This window comes from Enterococcus sp. DIV1328a, assembly GCF_050536905.1.
In the GTDB taxonomy this organism is placed as follows: Bacteria; Bacillota; Bacilli; order Lactobacillales; family Enterococcaceae; genus Enterococcus; species Enterococcus faecalis.
This window is the reverse complement of sequence record NZ_CP172912.1, coordinates 1,822,046-1,840,121: the sequence shown is the minus strand read 5'-3', so window position 1 is coordinate 1,840,121 and position 18,076 is coordinate 1,822,046. Positions and strand designations below refer to the sequence as shown.

The 18,076-nt window shown below is 36.1% G+C and carries 18 protein-coding genes and 1 other RNA gene; 12 read left to right on the top strand and 7 right to left on the bottom strand.

Going from position 1 to position 18,076, the window contains the following annotated elements; translation table 11 throughout:
• Nucleotides 1–55 precede the first annotated feature (55 nt).
• Genes IGL93_RS08910 through IGL93_RS08900 form a run of 3 tightly spaced genes read left to right on the top strand, consistent with a single transcriptional unit; the run spans nt 56 to nt 3,868 of the window.
• A complete protein-coding gene (locus IGL93_RS08910; protein ID WP_002362905.1) occupies nt 56–691 on the top strand; it encodes a YesL family protein in 636 nt (211 codons plus the stop codon).
• Complete coding sequence (locus IGL93_RS08905; RefSeq protein ID WP_016616597.1) at nt 645–2,375, top strand: sensor histidine kinase; 1,731 nt, start codon at nt 645–647, stop codon at nt 2,373–2,375. Before IGL93_RS08910 ends, IGL93_RS08905 begins: the two co-directional genes overlap by 47 nt.
• 11 nt (nt 2,376–2,386) lie before the next feature.
• Nucleotides 2,387–3,868 carry a response regulator transcription factor gene (locus IGL93_RS08900; protein ID WP_002356858.1) on the top strand — a complete coding sequence of 494 codons (1,482 nt, stop codon included), beginning with the start codon at nt 2,387–2,389 and terminating at the stop codon, nt 3,866–3,868.
• A 40-nt stretch (nt 3,869–3,908) separates the two neighbouring features.
• Here IGL93_RS08900 and IGL93_RS08895 read toward each other — a convergent pair whose 3' ends face one another.
• Complete coding sequence (locus IGL93_RS08895; RefSeq protein ID WP_284954802.1) at nt 3,909–6,050, bottom strand: GH92 family glycosyl hydrolase; 2,142 nt, start codon at nt 6,048–6,050, stop codon at nt 3,909–3,911.
• 172 nt (nt 6,051–6,222) lie between these two features.
• Here IGL93_RS08895 and IGL93_RS08890 point away from each other — a divergent pair, with 172 nt between their 5' ends.
• Nucleotides 6,223–7,323, top strand: coding sequence for an FUSC family protein (locus IGL93_RS08890; protein ID WP_010775975.1), 1,101 nt, complete (start codon nt 6,223–6,225; stop codon nt 7,321–7,323).
• A gap of 43 nt (nt 7,324–7,366) precedes the next feature.
• On the opposite strand, the gene IGL93_RS08885 is transcribed toward IGL93_RS08890, so the two are convergent.
• Complete coding sequence (locus IGL93_RS08885) at nt 7,367–7,849, bottom strand: SRPBCC family protein (RefSeq protein ID WP_010713246.1); 483 nt, start codon at nt 7,847–7,849, stop codon at nt 7,367–7,369.
• A gap of 21 nt (nt 7,850–7,870) precedes the next feature.
• Entirely contained in the window at nt 7,871–8,251 is a 381-nt protein-coding gene (gloA2, locus tag IGL93_RS08880) for an SMU1112c/YaeR family gloxylase I-like metalloprotein (RefSeq protein WP_002366964.1), read from the bottom strand.
• A 211-nt stretch (nt 8,252–8,462) separates the two neighbouring features.
• On the opposite strand from gloA2, the gene treP reads away from it, so the two are divergent.
• On the top strand, nt 8,463–9,929 hold the full coding sequence (gene treP, locus IGL93_RS08875; RefSeq protein WP_002383776.1) for a PTS system trehalose-specific EIIBC component: 1,467 nt from the start codon (nt 8,463–8,465) through the stop codon (nt 9,927–9,929).
• A 127-nt stretch (nt 9,930–10,056) separates the two neighbouring features.
• On the top strand, nt 10,057–11,061 hold the full coding sequence (locus tag IGL93_RS08870; protein WP_002356866.1) for a nucleoid-associated protein: 1,005 nt from the start codon (nt 10,057–10,059) through the stop codon (nt 11,059–11,061).
• A gap of 37 nt (nt 11,062–11,098) precedes the next feature.
• On the opposite strand, the gene IGL93_RS08865 is transcribed toward IGL93_RS08870, so the two are convergent.
• Nucleotides 11,099–11,452, bottom strand: coding sequence for a YxeA family protein (locus IGL93_RS08865; protein ID WP_002398569.1), 354 nt, complete (start codon nt 11,450–11,452; stop codon nt 11,099–11,101).
• Between the two features lie 198 nt (nt 11,453–11,650).
• Between IGL93_RS08865 and IGL93_RS08860 the strand changes: the two genes are divergently transcribed.
• The gene (locus IGL93_RS08860; RefSeq protein WP_002384290.1) at nt 11,651–12,355 is read left to right on the top strand and encodes a zinc metallopeptidase; all 705 of its coding nucleotides are present in this window, start codon (nt 11,651–11,653) and stop codon (nt 12,353–12,355) included.
• An 83-nt stretch (nt 12,356–12,438) separates the two neighbouring features.
• Complete coding sequence (locus IGL93_RS08855; RefSeq protein ID WP_002356871.1) at nt 12,439–12,777, top strand: hypothetical protein; 339 nt, start codon at nt 12,439–12,441, stop codon at nt 12,775–12,777.
• 26 nt (nt 12,778–12,803) lie between these two features.
• On the opposite strand, the gene IGL93_RS08850 is transcribed toward IGL93_RS08855, so the two are convergent.
• Both IGL93_RS08850 and IGL93_RS08845 read right to left on the bottom strand, forming a co-directional pair.
• Nucleotides 12,804–13,649 carry a PhzF family phenazine biosynthesis protein gene (locus IGL93_RS08850; RefSeq protein WP_010713247.1) on the bottom strand — a complete coding sequence of 282 codons (846 nt, stop codon included), beginning with the start codon at nt 13,647–13,649 and terminating at the stop codon, nt 12,804–12,806.
• Nucleotides 13,650–13,705: 56 nt separating this feature from the next.
• Nucleotides 13,706–14,557 (bottom strand): PucR family transcriptional regulator, encoded by an 852-nt coding sequence (locus tag IGL93_RS08845; protein WP_002398570.1) that lies wholly within the window; start codon nt 14,555–14,557, stop codon nt 13,706–13,708.
• A 77-nt stretch (nt 14,558–14,634) separates the two neighbouring features.
• Here IGL93_RS08845 and tadA point away from each other — a divergent pair, with 77 nt between their 5' ends.
• Both tadA and ffs read left to right on the top strand, forming a co-directional pair.
• Complete coding sequence (gene tadA, locus IGL93_RS08840; RefSeq protein WP_002362126.1) at nt 14,635–15,156, top strand: tRNA adenosine(34) deaminase TadA; 522 nt, start codon at nt 14,635–14,637, stop codon at nt 15,154–15,156.
• A gap of 39 nt (nt 15,157–15,195) precedes the next feature.
• Nucleotides 15,196–15,282: signal recognition particle sRNA small type (ffs, locus tag IGL93_RS08835), an RNA gene on the top strand.
• 87 nt (nt 15,283–15,369) lie between these two features.
• Here the strand turns inward: ffs and IGL93_RS08830 are convergent.
• Nucleotides 15,370–16,608, bottom strand: coding sequence for an aminopeptidase (locus IGL93_RS08830; protein ID WP_010713248.1), 1,239 nt, complete (start codon nt 16,606–16,608; stop codon nt 15,370–15,372).
• Between the two features lie 250 nt (nt 16,609–16,858).
• Here IGL93_RS08830 and IGL93_RS08825 point away from each other — a divergent pair, with 250 nt between their 5' ends.
• Together IGL93_RS08825 and IGL93_RS08820 are read left to right on the top strand one after the other, a co-directional pair.
• Nucleotides 16,859–17,431, top strand: a complete 573-nt coding sequence (locus tag IGL93_RS08825) for a TetR/AcrR family transcriptional regulator (protein WP_002356883.1) — start codon at nt 16,859–16,861, stop codon at nt 17,429–17,431.
• Nucleotides 17,432–17,588: 157 nt separating this feature from the next.
• Complete coding sequence (locus tag IGL93_RS08820) at nt 17,589–18,062, top strand: TspO/MBR family protein (protein ID WP_002356884.1); 474 nt, start codon at nt 17,589–17,591, stop codon at nt 18,060–18,062.
• Nucleotides 18,063–18,076 lie beyond the last annotated feature (14 nt).

The window sequence follows — 18,076 nt, the reverse complement described above, 5'->3', positions numbered from 1 at the left end:
GCATTAGCTGAGCGCTTTTGGCTCAGCCTTTTACATAATAGAAAGGAAGAGGAAGATGGAAAGTACAGGGATTCAGCGGTTGTTTTACCTTTCCTGGACAGTAATCAAACTAAATTTACTGTTTGTTTTATTTAGTTTAGCTGGAGGGATTATTTTTGGTGTTGGCCCAGCACTCCAAATGATGACTGATTTCATTTTGGAAGAGGGCATGAATTATCAAGCAATCACCGTTAAACGAGCATTTGAATCATGGAAAGCACATTTTAAAAGAAGTAACTGTTATTTTTTACTTTTTCTCTTCACTTTAGGATTTGTTTTTTATAATATTTATTTAGCCGTTCAATTTACCGGAATAATGTGGTTAATTATTACATTTATTTTATTTTTTGTTTCCCTAATACTCGTTATTTTTTACATTTATATGCTACTATATGAAGGAAGCTATTTTATCTCAACTATTGATTTAATGAAGCTTTCATTTATCAGTATCTTTTTAAACCTCGGTGTATTTTTTAAAGTCTTATTCGGTGTAATTAGTATCGTTGCTTTAACTTGGAAAATGAAAGGACTGCTACTATTTGCTTCGTTTGCCTTAATTATGATGTGGTGTGCCTATGTCACGCGCAAAAATCGCCAGTTTATTGATGGAAAGTTGGAACAAAATGAAGCAAATCTTCAAAAAACTGTTTAAAAAAAAATATTTATTAAATCGATTAGTACAAAAATACAGTCTACTGTTAACAAGTATTATTTTGTTAACGGTGGCTGCTTTGTGCGTTTATGTTACTTATACAATTAACTTATCAATTGATTCACAAAAAAATAACGCCGTTTCCCAAATTGACAGCTATGTAACGAATAAAAATAATGCGGCGACGAATATGATTAATGAATTAGCTGGCTCTGCAAGTAAAATTGAAAACATGCGAAAATATATGGAACTTTCTCCTCCTGAGTATTTTGACTATACGTACAGCCAATGGTCGGAAGATCGGGTCAGTACCCACTTTGGAAATAATTTAAGTACATTATTTAGCACCTTTCCTGACTTAGAAGAAGTGATTATTCGCTTAGATGAATTTGATCAGGTTTTGTTCGCCAATCGCACAGCTACAAATGGGAAAAAAATGGATATGTCATCAATTAAAAAACATGGCTTTCAACTAATGCGAATTATCTCCGATCCTTATACAGGACAACCACTGGGAGAATTGTACACTGTGTTTTCAAGTCAAGAATTGCTAGGCAACCAAGCAGACTTATTGAAAAAATCAGGTATTAATGCGTTTATCTATGATAGTGCTGGAAATCAAATTTTTTCTGAAAAAGCACAATTTACCAAAGAAGAAGAGCGGCAACTAGATAAAAGAATGCACACCGATAGTGACATTCAACAGGTTTTTCATAATCGCTACGATATTACGGAAATAGAAAGCAGTGGCCGGAGTACCATTCTCTTATTAACAAGCCGCCGAGTCTTATTTCAGCAATTGTTTATGAATTATGCGGCCATTTTAGGGATTGGGTTACTTTTGATTGTTATTTTATTAGTGGGCTTAAACCGCCTGTTTAAACGCTATTCTCAACAAGTCCAATTAATTTTAGAAGCGACACGAGCCATTGGCGATGGCAATTTAAAAGAACGAATTGACACGAATCAAGTTCAGGAAGAGTTGAATGATATTGCTTCCGCGATTAATTTTATGGTAGACAGTTTAGATCAATACATTCACGATATTTATACTTTAGAAATTAAGCAACGCGATGCTCACATGAGAGCGTTACAGTCGCAAATTAATCCTCATTTTCTTTATAATACGTTGGAATATATTCGTATGTATGCCTTGAGTCGGCAACAAGAAGAACTAGCTGATGTTGTCTATGCTTTTTCAACGTTACTTAGGAATAATATTAACCAAGAAAAAACCACGACCTTGGCAGAGGAAATCTCATTTTGCGAAAAATATGTGTATTTGTATCAAATGCGTTATCCCGACCAATTTGCCTATAAGTTCGAAATAGAAGAAACAATTGCTGATGTTGAAATTCCTAAGTTCATCATTCAGCCGCTTGTCGAAAATTATTTTGTGCATGGAATTGACTATCAACGACAAGACAATGCTATCAAGGTCCATGCCTACCGAGAAGGCGAAAAAATTATTGTGGCTGTTGTGGATAATGGAAAAGGAATTACCGCCAATCGGTTAGAGGAAATTCGCGAACGTTTAAATCAAACAGAAATAGAAACGGAACAATCCATTGGATTAAGAAATGTTCATGAACGTTTACAACGCTTTTTTGGGGAGAGTTATGGTTTAACCATTGAAGGGAAAGAAGGAGAAGGGACGACAATTCGTCTTTCGTTTGTAGCATAAGGGGTGAAAAGATGTATCGAGTGATGTTTGTTGATGATGAATATATGATTTTAGAAGGCTTAAAATGGATTATTCCTTGGCAAGAGTTAGGCTTTGAAATTGTTAAAACAGCGCGTAGTGCGCAAGAAGCATTGGCTTTTTTAGAAACAGAATCCATTGATGTTTTATTAACAGATATTACGATGCCGGAAATGAGTGGGATCGAATTAATTGAGCAAGCAAAGAAAAAAGGACATCAATTTATTAGTTTAATTTTATCAGGTTATCAAGAGTTTGATTACGTCAAAAAAGGCATGGCTTTGCAGGTCCAAGATTATCTTTTGAAACCAGTCAATAAGCAAGAACTATTAGCCAATATCCAAAGAATCAAAACAGAATTGGACCAACAAAAAAAATCCCATGCTCGCGTGCGTCTATATTTAGAAAATGGCTTGATGCGTTGGCTTAATGATGAAATCAGCGAAGGGGAATACGAAGAGTTAATGCAGCAATTTACGACTATAAAACCAGGTGATTTTACCGTTTTATTGGTTGAAGCTGAGATGCCATTTTTAGAAACAATCAAGGAACTATTTATGAAAAAAGGTCAACTGTTATTCATTGAAAGTTGGATGAGTACGTACCACCAATTGTTACTTATCTATAAAGGGGCTAGACAAGAAGCGTTCTTATTTATTCGTGAAATTGAAGCGATTCTAGCTGGTCAAGGTCAGATTTTTGTAGGGGAATCTGTCAATGAATGGGAAACGGTTTATGAAAGTTATGAGAAAGTAAAACAGTTGCAAGCAATTGAAACGTTTTATCAAGAATTTCTGCCAAATAATCAAAAAGAACAAATGAATCGTTCGGCAGAAGATTTTACTTTTCTAGCGTTTAACCAAGCCTTGATGATTGGGGATATGCAGACCATTCAACGGGAATTAGATGCCATTTTCAATCAGTTAAGTCAACAACACGCTACACCAGAATATGTACGCTATGTAGTCTTTTTACTTTTTTCAGATATTTCCCGTCAGTATCCAACTGTGTTAGAAGAAAACTATGAAAAAATCGTGGAAGAAATTCGAGCCAGCAACAATCTTAATACACTGTATGCGTTAATGCAGCAAGTCTTGGCAGAAGTGAAAAATAAACCTAAAATAAAAAAATATTCAGAAAGTGTTAGCCAAGCTGTAGAAAGAATTGAACAAGGCTATTTAGAAGAATTAAACTTAAAAACGGTGGCGGATGAGCTTCATTTGAATCCTAGTTATTTAGGCCAAATTTTCAAAAAAGAAACCAAGCGGAGTTTTTCTCAATATTTGAATCAAGTGCGTACCAAGCATGCCCAAAAATTATTATTGTACACGGATGATACAATCAACGAAATTTCAGAAAAAGTAGGATTTAACAATACCAACTATTTTTCAAAAATGTTTAAAAAATTAAATGGAATTACGCCAAAAGAATTTCGAGAGCAATACCAATCAAATTACGCAGGTGTCGAAGAATAAAAAGAAAGATGTTCAATTTTTATGAACATCTTTCTTTTTATTATTTTTCCGTACTTAATGAAAACGGTCGTTCTGCTGTGTTTTGTGGATTCGGGACGATCCCTAATTGATAATCTAAAGTCCCGCCATTTAATAGTTCTTGATGAGTAAAATAAGGCGCAGTATGTTTTTCTTGGTTTAACTGAATTTCATGAATAAATTGTTGTTGGACTTTGTTTGGTGATGTTTGAATGGTTAATTGTTTACCATTTGATAGTTTTACTTCCGCCGTCTGGACTAAAGGCATCCCGATTACATATTCACCAGTTCCTGGTGTGACGGGATAAAAGCCTAAGCTATTAAAAATATACCAAGCAGACATGCTACCATTGTCTTCATCACCTGGATAGCCAGTTGGTGAAGCATCAAATGTTTGCATTAGTTGTTTTAAAAGTGGTTGAGCCATCTCTGGTTTGCCGATGTAGCTGAATAGAAACGGATAATGGAAACTTGGTTGATTTGAGATGGCTAATTGACCAAAATCAATTGCGGCCATTTCACTCATTTCATGAATTTCAAAACCATAGCCTTCAACGTTAAAGTTAGGCGCTTGATTGCAGAGCTGAATTAATTTTTTTTCGAAAGCTAACTCGCTACCATATAGCTTAATCAAACCTGCAAAATCTTGATAAACCGCAAAACTTGATTGCCAAGCACTTCCTTCGGCGTAATCTTTGCCCCAACGAATATCTAAAAAGTCAGGACGGAAATTGCCTTCAGTATCCTTTGCTTGCATAAAGCCAGTTTCAGGATTAAAAAGTTGTTGATAATTCAAGGCTTGTTGACGATAAAGCGTTGCGGTCTCTGAATCATTCAGTGTTTTTGCAACTTGTGAAATGCAGAAATCGCTGTACGCATAATCTAAGGTATGATTGACAGATTCATGATAGGTTGAAGGAACATAGCCATATTTTAGATAATCCAGAGTTCCTTGACGTCCATAATTTTCTCGTTCGCTTTGTTGTGTAGCGCCTTTTTTCATCGCTTCTAGGAACTGAGGCATCAAGTCAGGACGAATCTTTTTCACGGCGGCATCAGCAATGACAGCGTCAATCAAGGTGCCAGGCATTAAACCACGCTCATCTGGCGATAACCATTTTGGCAAGAAACCTGTTTCGTTGTAACTATTTAAAAAGCCTTCTAGCATCTCTTCGTATTTTTCTTGAGCAATGAGTGAGAACAATGGGTAAACCGTTTTATAAGTATCCCAAAAGCCATTATTGGTATATAGTACACCAGGACGAACCGTTTGTGAGAACGTATCATAATGAATCGGCTGCTGATTTTCGTCCAATTCATAAAAGGTTTGCGGAAATAGGAATGTTCGATACAGTGTATGATAAAACGTTTTAGTATGTTCAGGGTTTTCATGCGTTACTTTAAGGCGATCGAAATAATTATGCCAATCTGCGATTCCTTGTTGCAGCATCTCAGTAGAATGCAAAGAGATTTCTCGCGCTAAATTTAACTGCGCTTGTTTTTCAGAAATAAATGAACTACTAAAATGAACAACTTGTTGAGCAATATTTCCAAAAGAAAGAAGGATTTTGCCATCTTCACCTGAAGAAGGGGCAAACCATTTGGTTAAAGGCTGTTCAAAATGAAGCACGAAATAAAAACTAAAATCTGGATCTTCACAACCAGAATAGTTGATGACTTTTACAGCCACTTGATGGTCATCTAATTGTTTTACTTGATAACGTCCAGGCAGAGTTAGCAGTAAGTGATTATCTTTTTGTTGATAATCAATGGTTAAGATACCACCATACATGCTTGGGATTAATTGAGAAGTTATTTGATAGCGTAATTGAGTTAAGTTAATTTCGACAGGAGAAAAAAGGCTTTCTTCTGGACGATAAGAACTTTGGGCATGGAATAAAGAAAGTTCCGACAATGAACCACTGACAGGGGTCATTAATAAATGGCTAAAATCACCCATCCAAGGACTTGGTTGATGCGTTACTCGATAGCCTTGAAATGTACGATCTTCTGGATGAAACCACCAGCTGCCTTTTTGGTCAGTTGTTTGCGGGGCGTAAAAGTTCATCCCAAATGGCACGCCAGTATAGGGTAGACAATTCCCATTTGAAAAACTATGTTGGTTGGCAGTTCCGTGTCGCGTATCAATCGCTTGAATATTCATGAAAGTAGCTCCTTTGTTTTAAATGATATATCATATAGGCTGATTATAGCACAAAAAACGAGAAATGAAAGCGTATTTATTCGCTTTTTTATTTATTTTTAACGAATTGGTATATTCAATTTGAAGAGGGAATTGACAAGCATGTTACAATGGATAAGGAATCGATATTGGAGTGATTGTTATTTATTTTTTTAGTACAAAAAGTCAGCAATTTTTTGCGTATGTTTGGGCCATTTTCCCAGTCATCGCCTTTTTTTTGGTTAGTTTTTATACATTGGATTTTTTATTTTCCCCAAGCTATTTAATTATGGTGCCTGTATTTACTATTATGTTTAAAATTAACTATAAAAAAGATTATTCATTTGTAGCGCTGCTCAAAATGAGTATCAGGCAATTTGTGATCAGTTTTTTAGCATTTATAGCTAGTAGTTCCTTTAGCTGGTCTATTATTTTAAATAGTAGTGTGACATTTTTAATTGTTTATTTATTTTATTCATCTGCGACACCGATGCGGTATCATAGTTATTTGATGATGTTTACGTTTTGTCAGTTAATCCAGGTTAAAGGAAATACATTTTTGATGCAATCTCAAGTTGTGGCCTTTTTAATTGGTCTTTTTTTATTGGCTTTAACATTAAACGCTTGGTGGCAAACAGGATTAAGTCAGTTAACCAGCTTAAAGAGTAGAGGCCATAAAAGCATTCAATTAAATATGAAACAACAAAAATTGGCGGTTATTAATTTCTGGCACGACTTACAACAGACTTTTTTTGGGATCACAAGTTTCAAACAATTTTTAGAAAGTCCTGACGAAAGGGTGCAACGATTTCGTTTAGCTGTTCGTATGAGCTTCACCATTACGCTGAGTTTTATTTTAATGTGGAGTGTAGGAGGCATTAAAATAATTTGGATTCCGATGAATGTTTTTCTACTCTTGCATCCAGTGAAAGCAGAAATGAATACGCGTATTAAGACACGTTTTTGGGGGACTCTTTTAGGATGTTTCCTTAGTCTGTTTGTTGTCAATTGGCTTCAATTGCCACTGACACACCTCGTTGTTTCTAGTTTGATTGGCATTTTTGTTTATTCCCTAAAACCAGGAACCGTGTTACAAGTGACAATGGCAACGATTTTTGGGTTATGTTTGGCAACAATTAGTTTACGAGGGATGTACGCCGCAGAGTTGCGGGTCTCTTTTGTATTATTGGCAATTTTTGTTGTTTGCTTAATTGATTTAGGTTTATTTGTTTATCAGCGTATTTTACGTTTTTAAAAAGTGTGGCACAGAGGGTGATTTACCCGTTGTGCCACACTTTTTAATTTTCTAAATTCGTTAATTTTTCCAAGTAATGATTTTCTATTTGCGGAAAATCTATTTTTTCTGGTGCTGCATCAGGGGTTTCAAGTACTTGCTTCAAGCGGTTGAGAACAATTGACCAACCAGCGATATCTTTATGGCGAGGTGTTGTAAAATTTTCTGGGAGAGATTCTGAGAAGACTAACAGGGTCTGATGAGGTGCTTGTTCTTTTAAGTCAAAATAGATGATACCAGTATCCCAAGTCACGCCCAGATATTTTTCCTCTGCATAATCAGTGAAAGGCATCGTTTCTTCAAAATCGGGCAGAATAAACCGCCAAAACCCGTTAACACCTAATTCACCAATTTCTAATTCTGGAAACCATTGTTTTAGCTTGTCTGTCTCAGTCAGGTAGCGCCAAATCGTTTGAGGGCTGGCTGAAATTGCTCGTTCTGTACCAAAATAAATCGTCTGGTTTTCTAAGCGAAAGGTATCTTTCATTTTGTTTCTCTCCTTTATTTATTATTCATGAAGTTCTAAAGGTAGTCCATCTGGATCAAAAAAGAAGGTCATTTTTTCACCCGTAAAATCATCTACTCGTAGCGGTTCTGTTTCAATTCCTTGCTCATTTAAAAAAGCAATCACTTCTTCAATATGTTCAACTTTAAAAGCTAAATGACGTAATCCTAAAGCTTCAGGATAAGAGGGGCGAGCGGGAAATTGATCAGAAATAAAAATTTCCAATTCTTGGCTGCCTAATTTTAAATCTAATTTAATATCGTTTTTTTCGGGACGATGATTTTCGCGAAGAACTTCAAAGCCCAACTTTTCGACATAAAAATTTTTAGTTACTTGATAATTTGAGGCATTGATTGCCACATGATGAATTTCTTTAAAAAACATTTTTCATACTCCTTTTCGTTTTTTCCCTCTGTAGTATAGCAATAAAGAAGCAGCTAAAAAAGCGTTCTGTTTGACTCTTTAAGAAAAGACAAGGGATTTGTAAAAAAATAAAATTATTTTTTTGAAAGAAAGCGCTTGCCAAAAAAAGAATAATCAAGTATGATGTATATACAACTTAATTGTATATACAAGTTTGAGAGGAGAATGTAAAATGGGTAAGTTTCAAAGCGATGCACAACAGTTGTTGAAAGCAGTAGGAGGCAAAGAAAATATTTCAGCTGTTTCTCATTGTGCAACTCGAATGCGTTTTGTATTAAAAGATCCAAAAAAAGCGGATGTACCTGTGATTGAAGATATTCCTTCTGTAAAAGGAACCTTTACCAATGCTGGACAGTTTCAAGTAATTATTGGGAATGAAGTCCCACAATTTTATAATGATTTTTCTGCAATTTCCGGTTTAGAAGGGGTTTCAAAAGAAGAAGGGAAAGCAGCTGCCAAAAGTAATTTGAGTCCTGTTCAACGAGTTGTTTCTGTTTTAGCTGAGATTTTTACACCATTAATTCCTGCACTTGTTATCGGGGGATTGATTTTAGGATTCCGCAATATTTTGGAAGGGGTTCCATTTGGCTTTCTTGATGGTCAAACAATCGTGGAAGTTTCTCAATTTTGGAATGGAGTCAATTCATTCTTATGGTTAATCGGCGAAGCAATTTTCCACTTCTTGCCAGTTGGGATTACGTGGAGTATTACGAAGAAAATGGGAACCACACAAATTTTGGGGATTGTCCTAGGGATTACATTAGTCTCACCACAACTTCTGAATGCTTATTCAGTTGCGACGACTAAAGCAGCAGAAATTCCTTTCTGGGATTTTGGGTTTGCTCAAGTTAACATGATTGGTTATCAAGCGCAAGTTATCCCAGCTATGTTAGCCGGCTTCTTGCTTGCCTATCTTGAAATTTTCTTTAGAAAAGTGATTCCTCAAGCAATTTCAATGATTTTTGTCCCATTGTTTGCTTTAGTACCAACAGTATTGGCTGCACATGTCATTTTAGGACCAATCGGTTGGACGATTGGTAGTTGGGTTTCTGATATCGTAAATGCAGGATTAACGTCAACATTTAATTGGTTATTTGGCGCCGTCTTTGGCTTTATGTACGCACCATTAGTCATCACTGGGTTGCATCATATGAGTAATGCGATTGATTTACAGTTGATTGCTGACTTTCAGTCAACCAACTTATGGCCAATGATTGCTCTATCAAACATTGCACAAGGTTCAGCGGTTTTAGCAGTTATCTTTATGCATCGTGGAAACAAAAAAGAAGAACAAGTTTCGATTCCAGCAATGATTTCTTGTTACCTAGGTGTGACTGAACCAGCGATGTTTGGGATCAACTTAAAATATGTTTATCCATTTGTTGCGGGCATGATTGGTTCGGCAATGGCAGGAATGTTTGCCACTTTAATGGGCGTTCGTGCGACCAGTATCGGCGTCGGTGGCTTGCCAGGAATTTTATCTATTGTGCCACAATATTACTTGCCGTTTTTAGGCGCAATGGTGATTGCGATTATCGTACCAATGGGCTTAACTTATATTTTCAGAAAGAAAGGCATCTTTAATAAAGTCGATCCAGTTGATGAAGCAACAGGGATGTTATACAGCGAAGAAGGGTAATCGCTTTTTGAAGTAAAGAAGAATTCGTAGACATTTGTCTACGAATTCTTCTTCTTTTTATAGAAACTATTGGCTTTTTTCTCTCTTTCAGTTAGACTAAAAAGGTTGAGAAAAGGAGAGCGTAAAAATGGATATTTATTTAAAAAAAGCAATTTTACACATTATTGATCGAGAAACTGGGACGCCGGTTTTCTCTGAAAAGGAACTAGATTTAACGACCGAGTATATTCGAACGTATTTAACTGCAAAAATTTCAAAACTTTCGACTGCACAAACAAAGACTGGAACATTGGCGGAAAATAGTTCCTTTGTTGACACGTTACGTGGGATTCCTAGTGATTTTGTGAAGAAAAGCCAAGAAGTTACCCAACATTGGTATGATGTTTATTCAGGAAGCGAAGATGCGCCTAGTGCTGATATTTTGTTCATTTTATATGAATTAGATACGGTGTTACATGTCGCAATGATTAAATTAAACTATAAAGAAAGTTACACGCATTACGTCGACTATGAAGAAGAATCCGTTTATAACAAACTGATTATCAATCGAGCAATTTTGTCTTCAAAATCACAAAAACCAGATGAAGGGATTACGGTTGACTTAGATACATTAGCATTTGAATTACTAGAGAAAAGATATGAATTTTCAGGAGAAAAAATCTGGTATTTCTCTGAAAAAGTGATTGAGACGCAAGCGGCACCTTCCATGGAAGAAAATATCAAAGAAATTAAAAAGGCAGTCAAACGCATTGGAAAGAAATTTAACGAAGATGAGTTTGAACTAATGGCTTCGGTAAAAGAAGCGGTATATGATAGCATTGAGGAAACGGGAACGATTGACAATGAGCAAATTGCTGAGCAAGTGTTTAAAGAAAATGTATCAGCTAAATTAGCTTACCAAGAAGAAGTGAATGAGTCGAAGTTTGTCGACAAAACACCGCCAGTCAGAGAATCTCGCGAAATTTCTGAAAAGAAATTTGGCAAACAAAAGTTAAAAATGGATAACGGTATTGAATTAATTGTTCCGTTAGATGTTTACCGCAATGGCGATTTAATTGAATTCGTCAATAATCCAGATGGCACAGTGTCCATTATGCTAAAAAATATCGAAAAAATTAGTAATCAATTATAAAGAAAAAACCGTTGGTCGTTTGCCAACGGTTTTTTCTTTATTTTAATTTTTCTAAAGCTTTTTCAGGGACTTCTTTTTCTGTCACTTCATTCCAACTAATCACGCCTTTACGGGGATTGACTTTCAATTTTAGATAGGCTTTCATACGTAAAGGTTGATCACGGTATTCATTTAATTCCACGGTCTTTTCTTCGCCGTTTTTATTAAACGCAGGTTGTTGATAGTAATACATGGTCGTCGGTTCACCAGAATCTGATTTTTCATCTTTCTTTTCACCAGATGTTGTGATTTGTGTATAATAGGCTTCTCCGCCGTAATAGTAATTATAAACGCCCCAGCTACCACCGGCTAAAATGACTAAGGGGATTAATATTTTTAGTAATGTTTTCATTTTCCTCACCTCAAGGAATAGTATGCCTTTTTTTTAGAAAATTTGCCATATTTTTTTCCGTTAATTGAGTGACACTTTTGTTAGTTTTGGTACTTTCTTGAAAAATTCATCATTTTTTTAAACAAAAGACAACGTTTGTCGCTCCCTTTTTTTCTCTATCATGCTACAATAAAGAAAAAAAGATGGAGGTAGAGGACAATGATGCCCTTTTATTTTGGAATCGATCCAACCTATATATTGGTAATTATTGGAATTGCGATTTCTGGTGCGGCCTCCGCATATGTTAACAGTACCTTTCGTAAATATGATCAAGTACGAAGCAGTAAACATGTTACAGGCACGCAGGCAGCACAATATATTTTACAAAAAGAACAAATTAATGATGTTGGAGTTCAGCAAATTGCGGGTGATTTAACCGACAATTATAATTCTGGAAACAAAATGTTGAGCTTATCCGAAGCCACTGCTCAATCGACATCGGTCGCGGCTATTGGCGTGGCGGCTCATGAATGCGGACATGCGGTACAAGATCATACGAACTATGTGCCTTTACGTCTTCGTGCAGCCATTGTTCCAGTTGCCAACATTGGCTCAACCATCTCCTTTCCACTAATTTTGATTGGTGTTTTATTTAGTTGGAATCAAACATTAATCAACATTGGAATTTTGGCTTTTTCATTAGCCTTGATTTTTCAATTGGTGACTTTACCGGTGGAGTTTAATGCGTCTAGACGTGCATTAAGTATTCTTTCTGAAGGTGGGTTATTAACAGAAGAAGAAGTCCCAATGGCCAGAAAAGTTCTTTTTGCAGCTGCACTTACCTACGTAGCAGCGGCGCTTTCGACCTTTTTACAACTTTTACGTTTGGTTATTTTATTTGGTGGTAACAACCGACGAGACTAAGTGCTAGTAAAGGTCTTTCTATTACGCATAAAAGTAATAATATGTTATGATTAAAGTAGAAAATAACAGAGGAGCTGAAGGAAATGAAAGCATCAACAAAAATTGGTATCGGTTTAAGCATTGCTGCAGTTGCAAGTGTCTCTGTTGCAGTCATCGCTTCTGAAAAAATTATTAAGAAGGTATCTCATGTTTCCAATCGTTATAAAGTTAAAAAGTTTGTAGACGATAAATTTGATGGAAACCAAAAATTATTATCGATTGTCGATGATTTATCCGATGATGAATTAGATTCTGTTTTAAATGTTGTTGATCGTGTGAAAGATGGCGGTTCAAAATTAGCTGAATATGGCGAAAAAGTTAAAGACAATACAGATTCTTTAAAAGAACGCTTTTTCACATTTATTGAAGATGCAATGAAGTAAAAAAGATGGCCTAGGCCATCTTTTTTTTATAAAAATAATTCTTTTGTTTCAACATAATAGCCTCTGCCACCAACTAAAACTTGATCAATTGTCTTTTGGGATGTAGTGTTCAAACGCACTAAGACTTCTGAAGGAGCGTTTAAGGTATAACCTTGGGCAAAGGTGTAATTGGTTTTTTGTAAAATTTGGTGATGGTACAGATAACAAGCTAACGCACCATTTGATGTACCAGTAGCGGCTTCTTCATCGATGTCATAAAGGGGCGCAAAATTCCTACAAATGATATTTTCTTCAGACAAAGCAAAAAGATGCATCCCAATAACTCCATACTTTTGACTAAGTAACTTAATTTTTTCAAAGTTTGGTTGTAAATCCTGTAATAATTGCGTATTTTTAATGGGAACCAAAATATCTTTTAGGCCCGTTGACACAATCTGGATAGGAAAAGCAGTTGCCACTGCGTTTAAATCAAAGCATCCGCTCAATTCTTCTAAAGTGAGCGTATCATAAAAAGTTGGGACAGTTTGTTCCATAAATAGTTGTTCACCGTTCGCCGTGATTGCGAGCAAACCGCTGTTCGTTTCGATTGTATATTCTGTTTGCAATAATTTATTTAAGTGCTTCATAATGGTGAAAGCGCCAATTGTCGCGTGGCCACATAAGTCGACTTCTTCTTTTGGTGTAAAATATTCAAGGCGGAAATCAGCAATCTTTGAGTCTGAAATAAAAGCAGTTTCTGCAAATCCTAGTTCTTTGGCGATGGCCATTTTTTGGGTTCTCGTTAAGGGCTGTGTCATAAAAACAACGCCTGCTTTGTTGCCACCTTCGTGGTTTTTACTAAATGCACTAGCGACATATGCGGTAATTTTCATTGGAACGCCTACTTTCTAATTGGGAATAAAAAACATACGAGTACAAAATGGACGTGCTACTTTCTTAATAACAAATAACAAAAGATTAAATCATCCATTTTTTTTAAAGATAAGCCAGTTTGTTCAAAAAACTTTTCCAACCGATAGTGTAAAGTATTTCGATGCATAAATAAATCTTTTGCAGTGGAGCTGATATTGCCTTGATTTTTCCACAAAGCGCTGATGATTGGCTGAATATCGGTGTCTTTATTTAATAAACGACGATAATACTCAACAAGTACATTTTGGCTCATAGCTTCCTTGGTAAAATAGTGGAGGGCGACATCGGTTAAACTAAAAACAGTCGTCCGACTAGAGGAATTAAGTTCTTCTGAAAAAATACGTTGTTCTTCATGGAAACAACGCCGGAGAATGTCTTCAGAGGAATAAAAATTGCCAACAAATACAGCACTAGTGCAATCAAAGTCTGTATCTAATGTTAAAAAGATCCCTTGAATTTCTTCTTGTTGAAAGGTATTTTTTGACTGTTCTTCAACTAAAATATACATATTATTACTTGGACTGAAACAATCAACTGTATCTGGAAACATCTTTGTTAAATTAAATTGCCATTCAGCTTGTAATTCTTTTGGGACATTCGTTTGAATTTGCAACATACGAAAGGTCCCTTCGGCAGGTAATTTTGCCTGTTGAAATAAGTAACTGAACCAAGGATGGTTACCAGTAATTGTTGGGTTTTCAGAAATCGGGAAAAGCGCTTCCAACAAATGTTGTTCTTTAATACTTAAGAAAGCTTTATTCACAATGAAAAATTGGTCGTCAACAGGAATTGAATAGGTGGCTTCGGAACCAATTGTTTTTGATAAATAGCCTTTGGGATAAAGCTGAGATAAATTTTCAATAATCATAGACACACCTCACTGATTTATTGTACCATGAAGCAAGACAGAAGTTTAGTGGGAAAAAGCCGAAAGGTGGAAATTAATTGGGAAAAAAAGAAACAACGTTAACACAAGAAGAAAAAGAATTTTTTATGCGAGAAGCCATTGCAGAAGCGAAAAAAGCAGAAGGTTTGGCTGAGGTGCCTATTGGAGCTGTAATTGTTCGGCAAGGGGAAATTATTGGCCGCGGGCATAATCTGAGAGAAGCACGGCAAGAAGCAACGGCGCATGCAGAAATGTATGCAATCCAAGAAGCGTGTCGCGGGATAGAAAATTGGCGTCTAGAAGAAACCCAATTATTTGTAACTTTAGAGCCTTGTCCAATGTGTAGTGGGGCGATGCTTTTAGCACGAATTCCAGAAGTTTATTATGGCGCAACTGATCCTAAAGCAGGCACTGCTGGGACTTTGATGAATTTATTAGAAGATGAACGCTTCAATCATGTGGCCTATGTCGAAGCAGGCGTTTTAGAAGAAGAGTGTCGCTTATTGTTAGTTCAGTTCTTTAAAAAGTTACGGGCAAAGAAAAAAGAAGAGAAACTTTTAAAAAATCAAAAGAAAGACTAGTCAAAAGAATAAAAATACGTTATACTAGGTTTTGCCGAAAGGCTAGGACAATGGCGGGCTAGTGAATTGTGTCAGATCCGGAAGGAAGCAGCACTAAGCAAGTGCCGCCATGTGTCTGATTGAATAAGGAACGTATCAAGGCTGAGAAGCCTTTTTTTATTTGAAATAAAAAGAAGCAAGCCGTAAAAAATAACGGCTTGCTTCTTTTTAAATTTATGCCCAATCGCCATTTCTAAAAACTGGAACAATCGTCCCGTCTTCCTTAATGCCGTCAATATTCATTTTGTCAGATCCTACCATAAAGTCCACATGTGTTTGGCTACGATTTAAACCAGCTGCAGCTAATTCTTCTTCGCTCATCTCCGTGCCGCCTTGTAAGTTGAAGGCATAGGCCGAACCAAAGGCTAAATGATTAGAGGCATTTTCATCAAACAATGTATTATAAAAAATCAAACCGGATTGTGAAATTGGTGAAGGGTCTGGTACTAAAGCAACTTCTCCTAAGTGTTTGGCACCTTCATCAATAGCTAAGAGATTTTTCAATGCTTCTTCGCCTTGTTCAGCTGAGAAGTCAACAACTTTTCCATCTTTAAATGTAAATTTCATTCCCGAAATGATTGTGCCAGCATAACTTAGTGGTTTTGTACTAGAAACATAACCATCAACGCGGCGACTATCTGGGGCGGTGAAAACTTCTTCTGTTGGCATATTAGCCATAAATTCTTCCCCACGAGCGTTATAACTACCAGCGCCTTCCCATAAATGGTTTTTAGGCAAACCAATCGTTAAATCTGTCCCAGGAGCTGTGTAGTGTAAAGCAGTAAATTGTTGTTCGTTTAATTCAGCCGCTTTTTCTTGTAATTTTTTATCATGGATATCCCAAGCAATAACTGGGTTTTCTTCATAAATTCGTGTTGTTTTGAAAATTTCATTCCAAAGTGCATCAACTTGTTCTTCACTTGTTGCTAATTCTGGAAAGACTTTAGCTGCCCAGCCTTCACTAGCAGCAGCTACAACAGTCCAACTTACTTTGTTGGCTTGTGTTGCTTTTCGTAGGTTGACCAATGCTTTCCCATTAGCCGCTTGGAAAGCTGCTACACGTTGTGCATCCACGCCAGCTAATGCATCAGGATTAGAAGAAACCACGCTAATTCGGCTTGCGCCTTTGGCAATCCAATCATCGGTTTGATCAATTTTATATTGAGGAACATTTTCAATACGATCAGTTGCAGCATGAGCTAAAAATTCACGTTGAATGGTTTCGTCACTCCATTGAACAATTACTTCGGCCGCACCTAAGCGATAAGCTTCTTCCGTAATTAAGCGGGCAAGGGGCGCTTGATCGACACTGATTTGTAAAACAACCGTATGATTGTCCTGAACATTGACACCCGTTTCAGCAATTAAACGTGCATATTTCTTTAGATTTTCATTAAAATTCTCTAAGGTCATTCGTGATTCCTCCTTCATTTTGATGGGTAATGACTGCTCATATCATAACACGGAAGAGCAGGGAACTCAACGAAATAAAGCCTTTATCAACTGTTATTTTAAGTTGGGGTAAAAGTTGTCGTGCTCCCGCTCAGTGAACTTTTGTACAAAGAGTTGTTCTAATTTTGCATAATAGAAAAATCGTGTTACAATAACCATAAGCATTTATTTGGAAGCGTTGTATATGAATGAATAAAGGGGATAGGGAATTATGGCAAGAAAAAAAACCATTACGAAAGAGCAGATTTTAACAGCTGCCTATGAAGTAGTCGCCACTGAAGGATTTTCGAAGTTCACTGCACGTAATATTGCTAATAAAATGAAATGTTCCACCCAACCGATTTATTTGGAATTTAAAAACATGGATGATTTACGCGATGCTTTATTCCAAAAAATTCATAAATACTTAGCGAAAGAAGTCTTTCCAGTAAAACATACCGGGAATACAATTGTTGATTTGGCTTTAAACTATATTCATTTTGCGACAAGTGAAAGTAAGTTATACCGTGCGCTTTATTTAGAAGAATATGGTGGCGGCAAAAAAATGCAAGAATTCTCTTATCACTATTTTACTGAAGCGGTAAAAGCTGATCCTGAGTATGCTAATTTAAACGATGTTCAAATTGACTCTTTACACATGGGAACATGGGTGGTCGCTACTGGTGTGGCTGCATTAATGACTTCTGGAATTATCCATCCTTCAGAAGAACAAATCATTCATTTAATGAAAGATAGTATTGAAGCAATTCTTGAACGAGATGAACCAATTGATATTGACCTATAAAAATTAAAAAAAGTGTAACCTCATGCTGATAACTTCTGTGAGGTAACAGCAAAAGACTGTTTCTTAAAAGAACGGTCTTTTTTTGTTAAGTGTATTAATGGTAGATTATTCGCAACCATGCTACAGTAAAGAAGAGAAATAGAAAGGGGCAAAAAACATGAACCGAGTGAAAGATAAGCGTTTATGGCTAAGTATTGTAGGAATTACCGGACTAGGGCTCTTGTCGGGCTTATTTTCAGTAAATGCGAGAGAATATTATCAAGCGTTGAGATTACCAAGTTTTGCTCCGCCAGGCTGGTTATTTGGACCAGTGTGGTTGGTGTTGTATATTTTTATGGGCATTACTTTTTATTTCATCTTAGTTCATCCAAATAAACAACAGAAAAAACGGATGATTACGCTATTTATTTTACAATTTATTGCGAACTTTTTCTGGACATTTTTCTTTTTTTCTTTACAAAATAATTTATTATCTGTGATTGATATCTCATTGTTATGGCTATTATTAATAGTTCAACAGTGGGACTACTTGCGTTATAAATTAATAACGCGTGGCTGGTTGATGATTCCTTATATTCTTTGGGTTACTTTTGCGGCAGCTTTAAATTACAGTATTTTATTTTTAAATTAGGAATATCAAAACAC

What these genes read in the sequence shown, in the direction of transcription:
- IGL93_RS08860 (WP_002384290.1), top strand. Translation starts at nt 11,651, where the DNA reads ATGATGCCCTTTTATTTTGGAATCGATCCAACCTATATATTGGTAATT.
- IGL93_RS08820 (WP_002356884.1), top strand. Translation starts at nt 17,589, where the DNA reads ATGAACCGAGTGAAAGATAAGCGTTTATGGCTAAGTATTGTAGGAATT.
- IGL93_RS08850 (WP_010713247.1), bottom strand. Translation starts at nt 13,649, where the DNA reads ATGAAAATTACCGCATATGTCGCTAGTGCATTTAGTAAAAACCACGAA.
- IGL93_RS08910 (WP_002362905.1), top strand. Translation starts at nt 56, where the DNA reads ATGGAAAGTACAGGGATTCAGCGGTTGTTTTACCTTTCCTGGACAGTA.
- IGL93_RS08900 (WP_002356858.1), top strand. Translation starts at nt 2,387, where the DNA reads ATGTATCGAGTGATGTTTGTTGATGATGAATATATGATTTTAGAAGGC.
- gloA2 (WP_002366964.1), bottom strand. Translation starts at nt 8,251, where the DNA reads ATGTTTTTTAAAGAAATTCATCATGTGGCAATCAATGCCTCAAATTAT.
- IGL93_RS08845 (WP_002398570.1), bottom strand. Translation starts at nt 14,557, where the DNA reads ATGATTATTGAAAATTTATCTCAGCTTTATCCCAAAGGCTATTTATCA.
- IGL93_RS08905 (WP_016616597.1), top strand. Translation starts at nt 645, where the DNA reads ATGGAAAGTTGGAACAAAATGAAGCAAATCTTCAAAAAACTGTTTAAA.
- IGL93_RS08865 (WP_002398569.1), bottom strand. Translation starts at nt 11,452, where the DNA reads ATGAAAACATTACTAAAAATATTAATCCCCTTAGTCATTTTAGCCGGT.
- IGL93_RS08855 (WP_002356871.1), top strand. Translation starts at nt 12,439, where the DNA reads ATGAAAGCATCAACAAAAATTGGTATCGGTTTAAGCATTGCTGCAGTT.
- IGL93_RS08825 (WP_002356883.1), top strand. Translation starts at nt 16,859, where the DNA reads ATGGCAAGAAAAAAAACCATTACGAAAGAGCAGATTTTAACAGCTGCC.
- IGL93_RS08895 (WP_284954802.1), bottom strand. Translation starts at nt 6,050, where the DNA reads ATGAATATTCAAGCGATTGATACGCGACACGGAACTGCCAACCAACAT.
- treP (WP_002383776.1), top strand. Translation starts at nt 8,463, where the DNA reads ATGGGTAAGTTTCAAAGCGATGCACAACAGTTGTTGAAAGCAGTAGGA.
- IGL93_RS08870 (WP_002356866.1), top strand. Translation starts at nt 10,057, where the DNA reads ATGGATATTTATTTAAAAAAAGCAATTTTACACATTATTGATCGAGAA.
- IGL93_RS08885 (WP_010713246.1), bottom strand. Translation starts at nt 7,849, where the DNA reads ATGAAAGATACCTTTCGCTTAGAAAACCAGACGATTTATTTTGGTACA.
- IGL93_RS08830 (WP_010713248.1), bottom strand. Translation starts at nt 16,608, where the DNA reads ATGACCTTAGAGAATTTTAATGAAAATCTAAAGAAATATGCACGTTTA.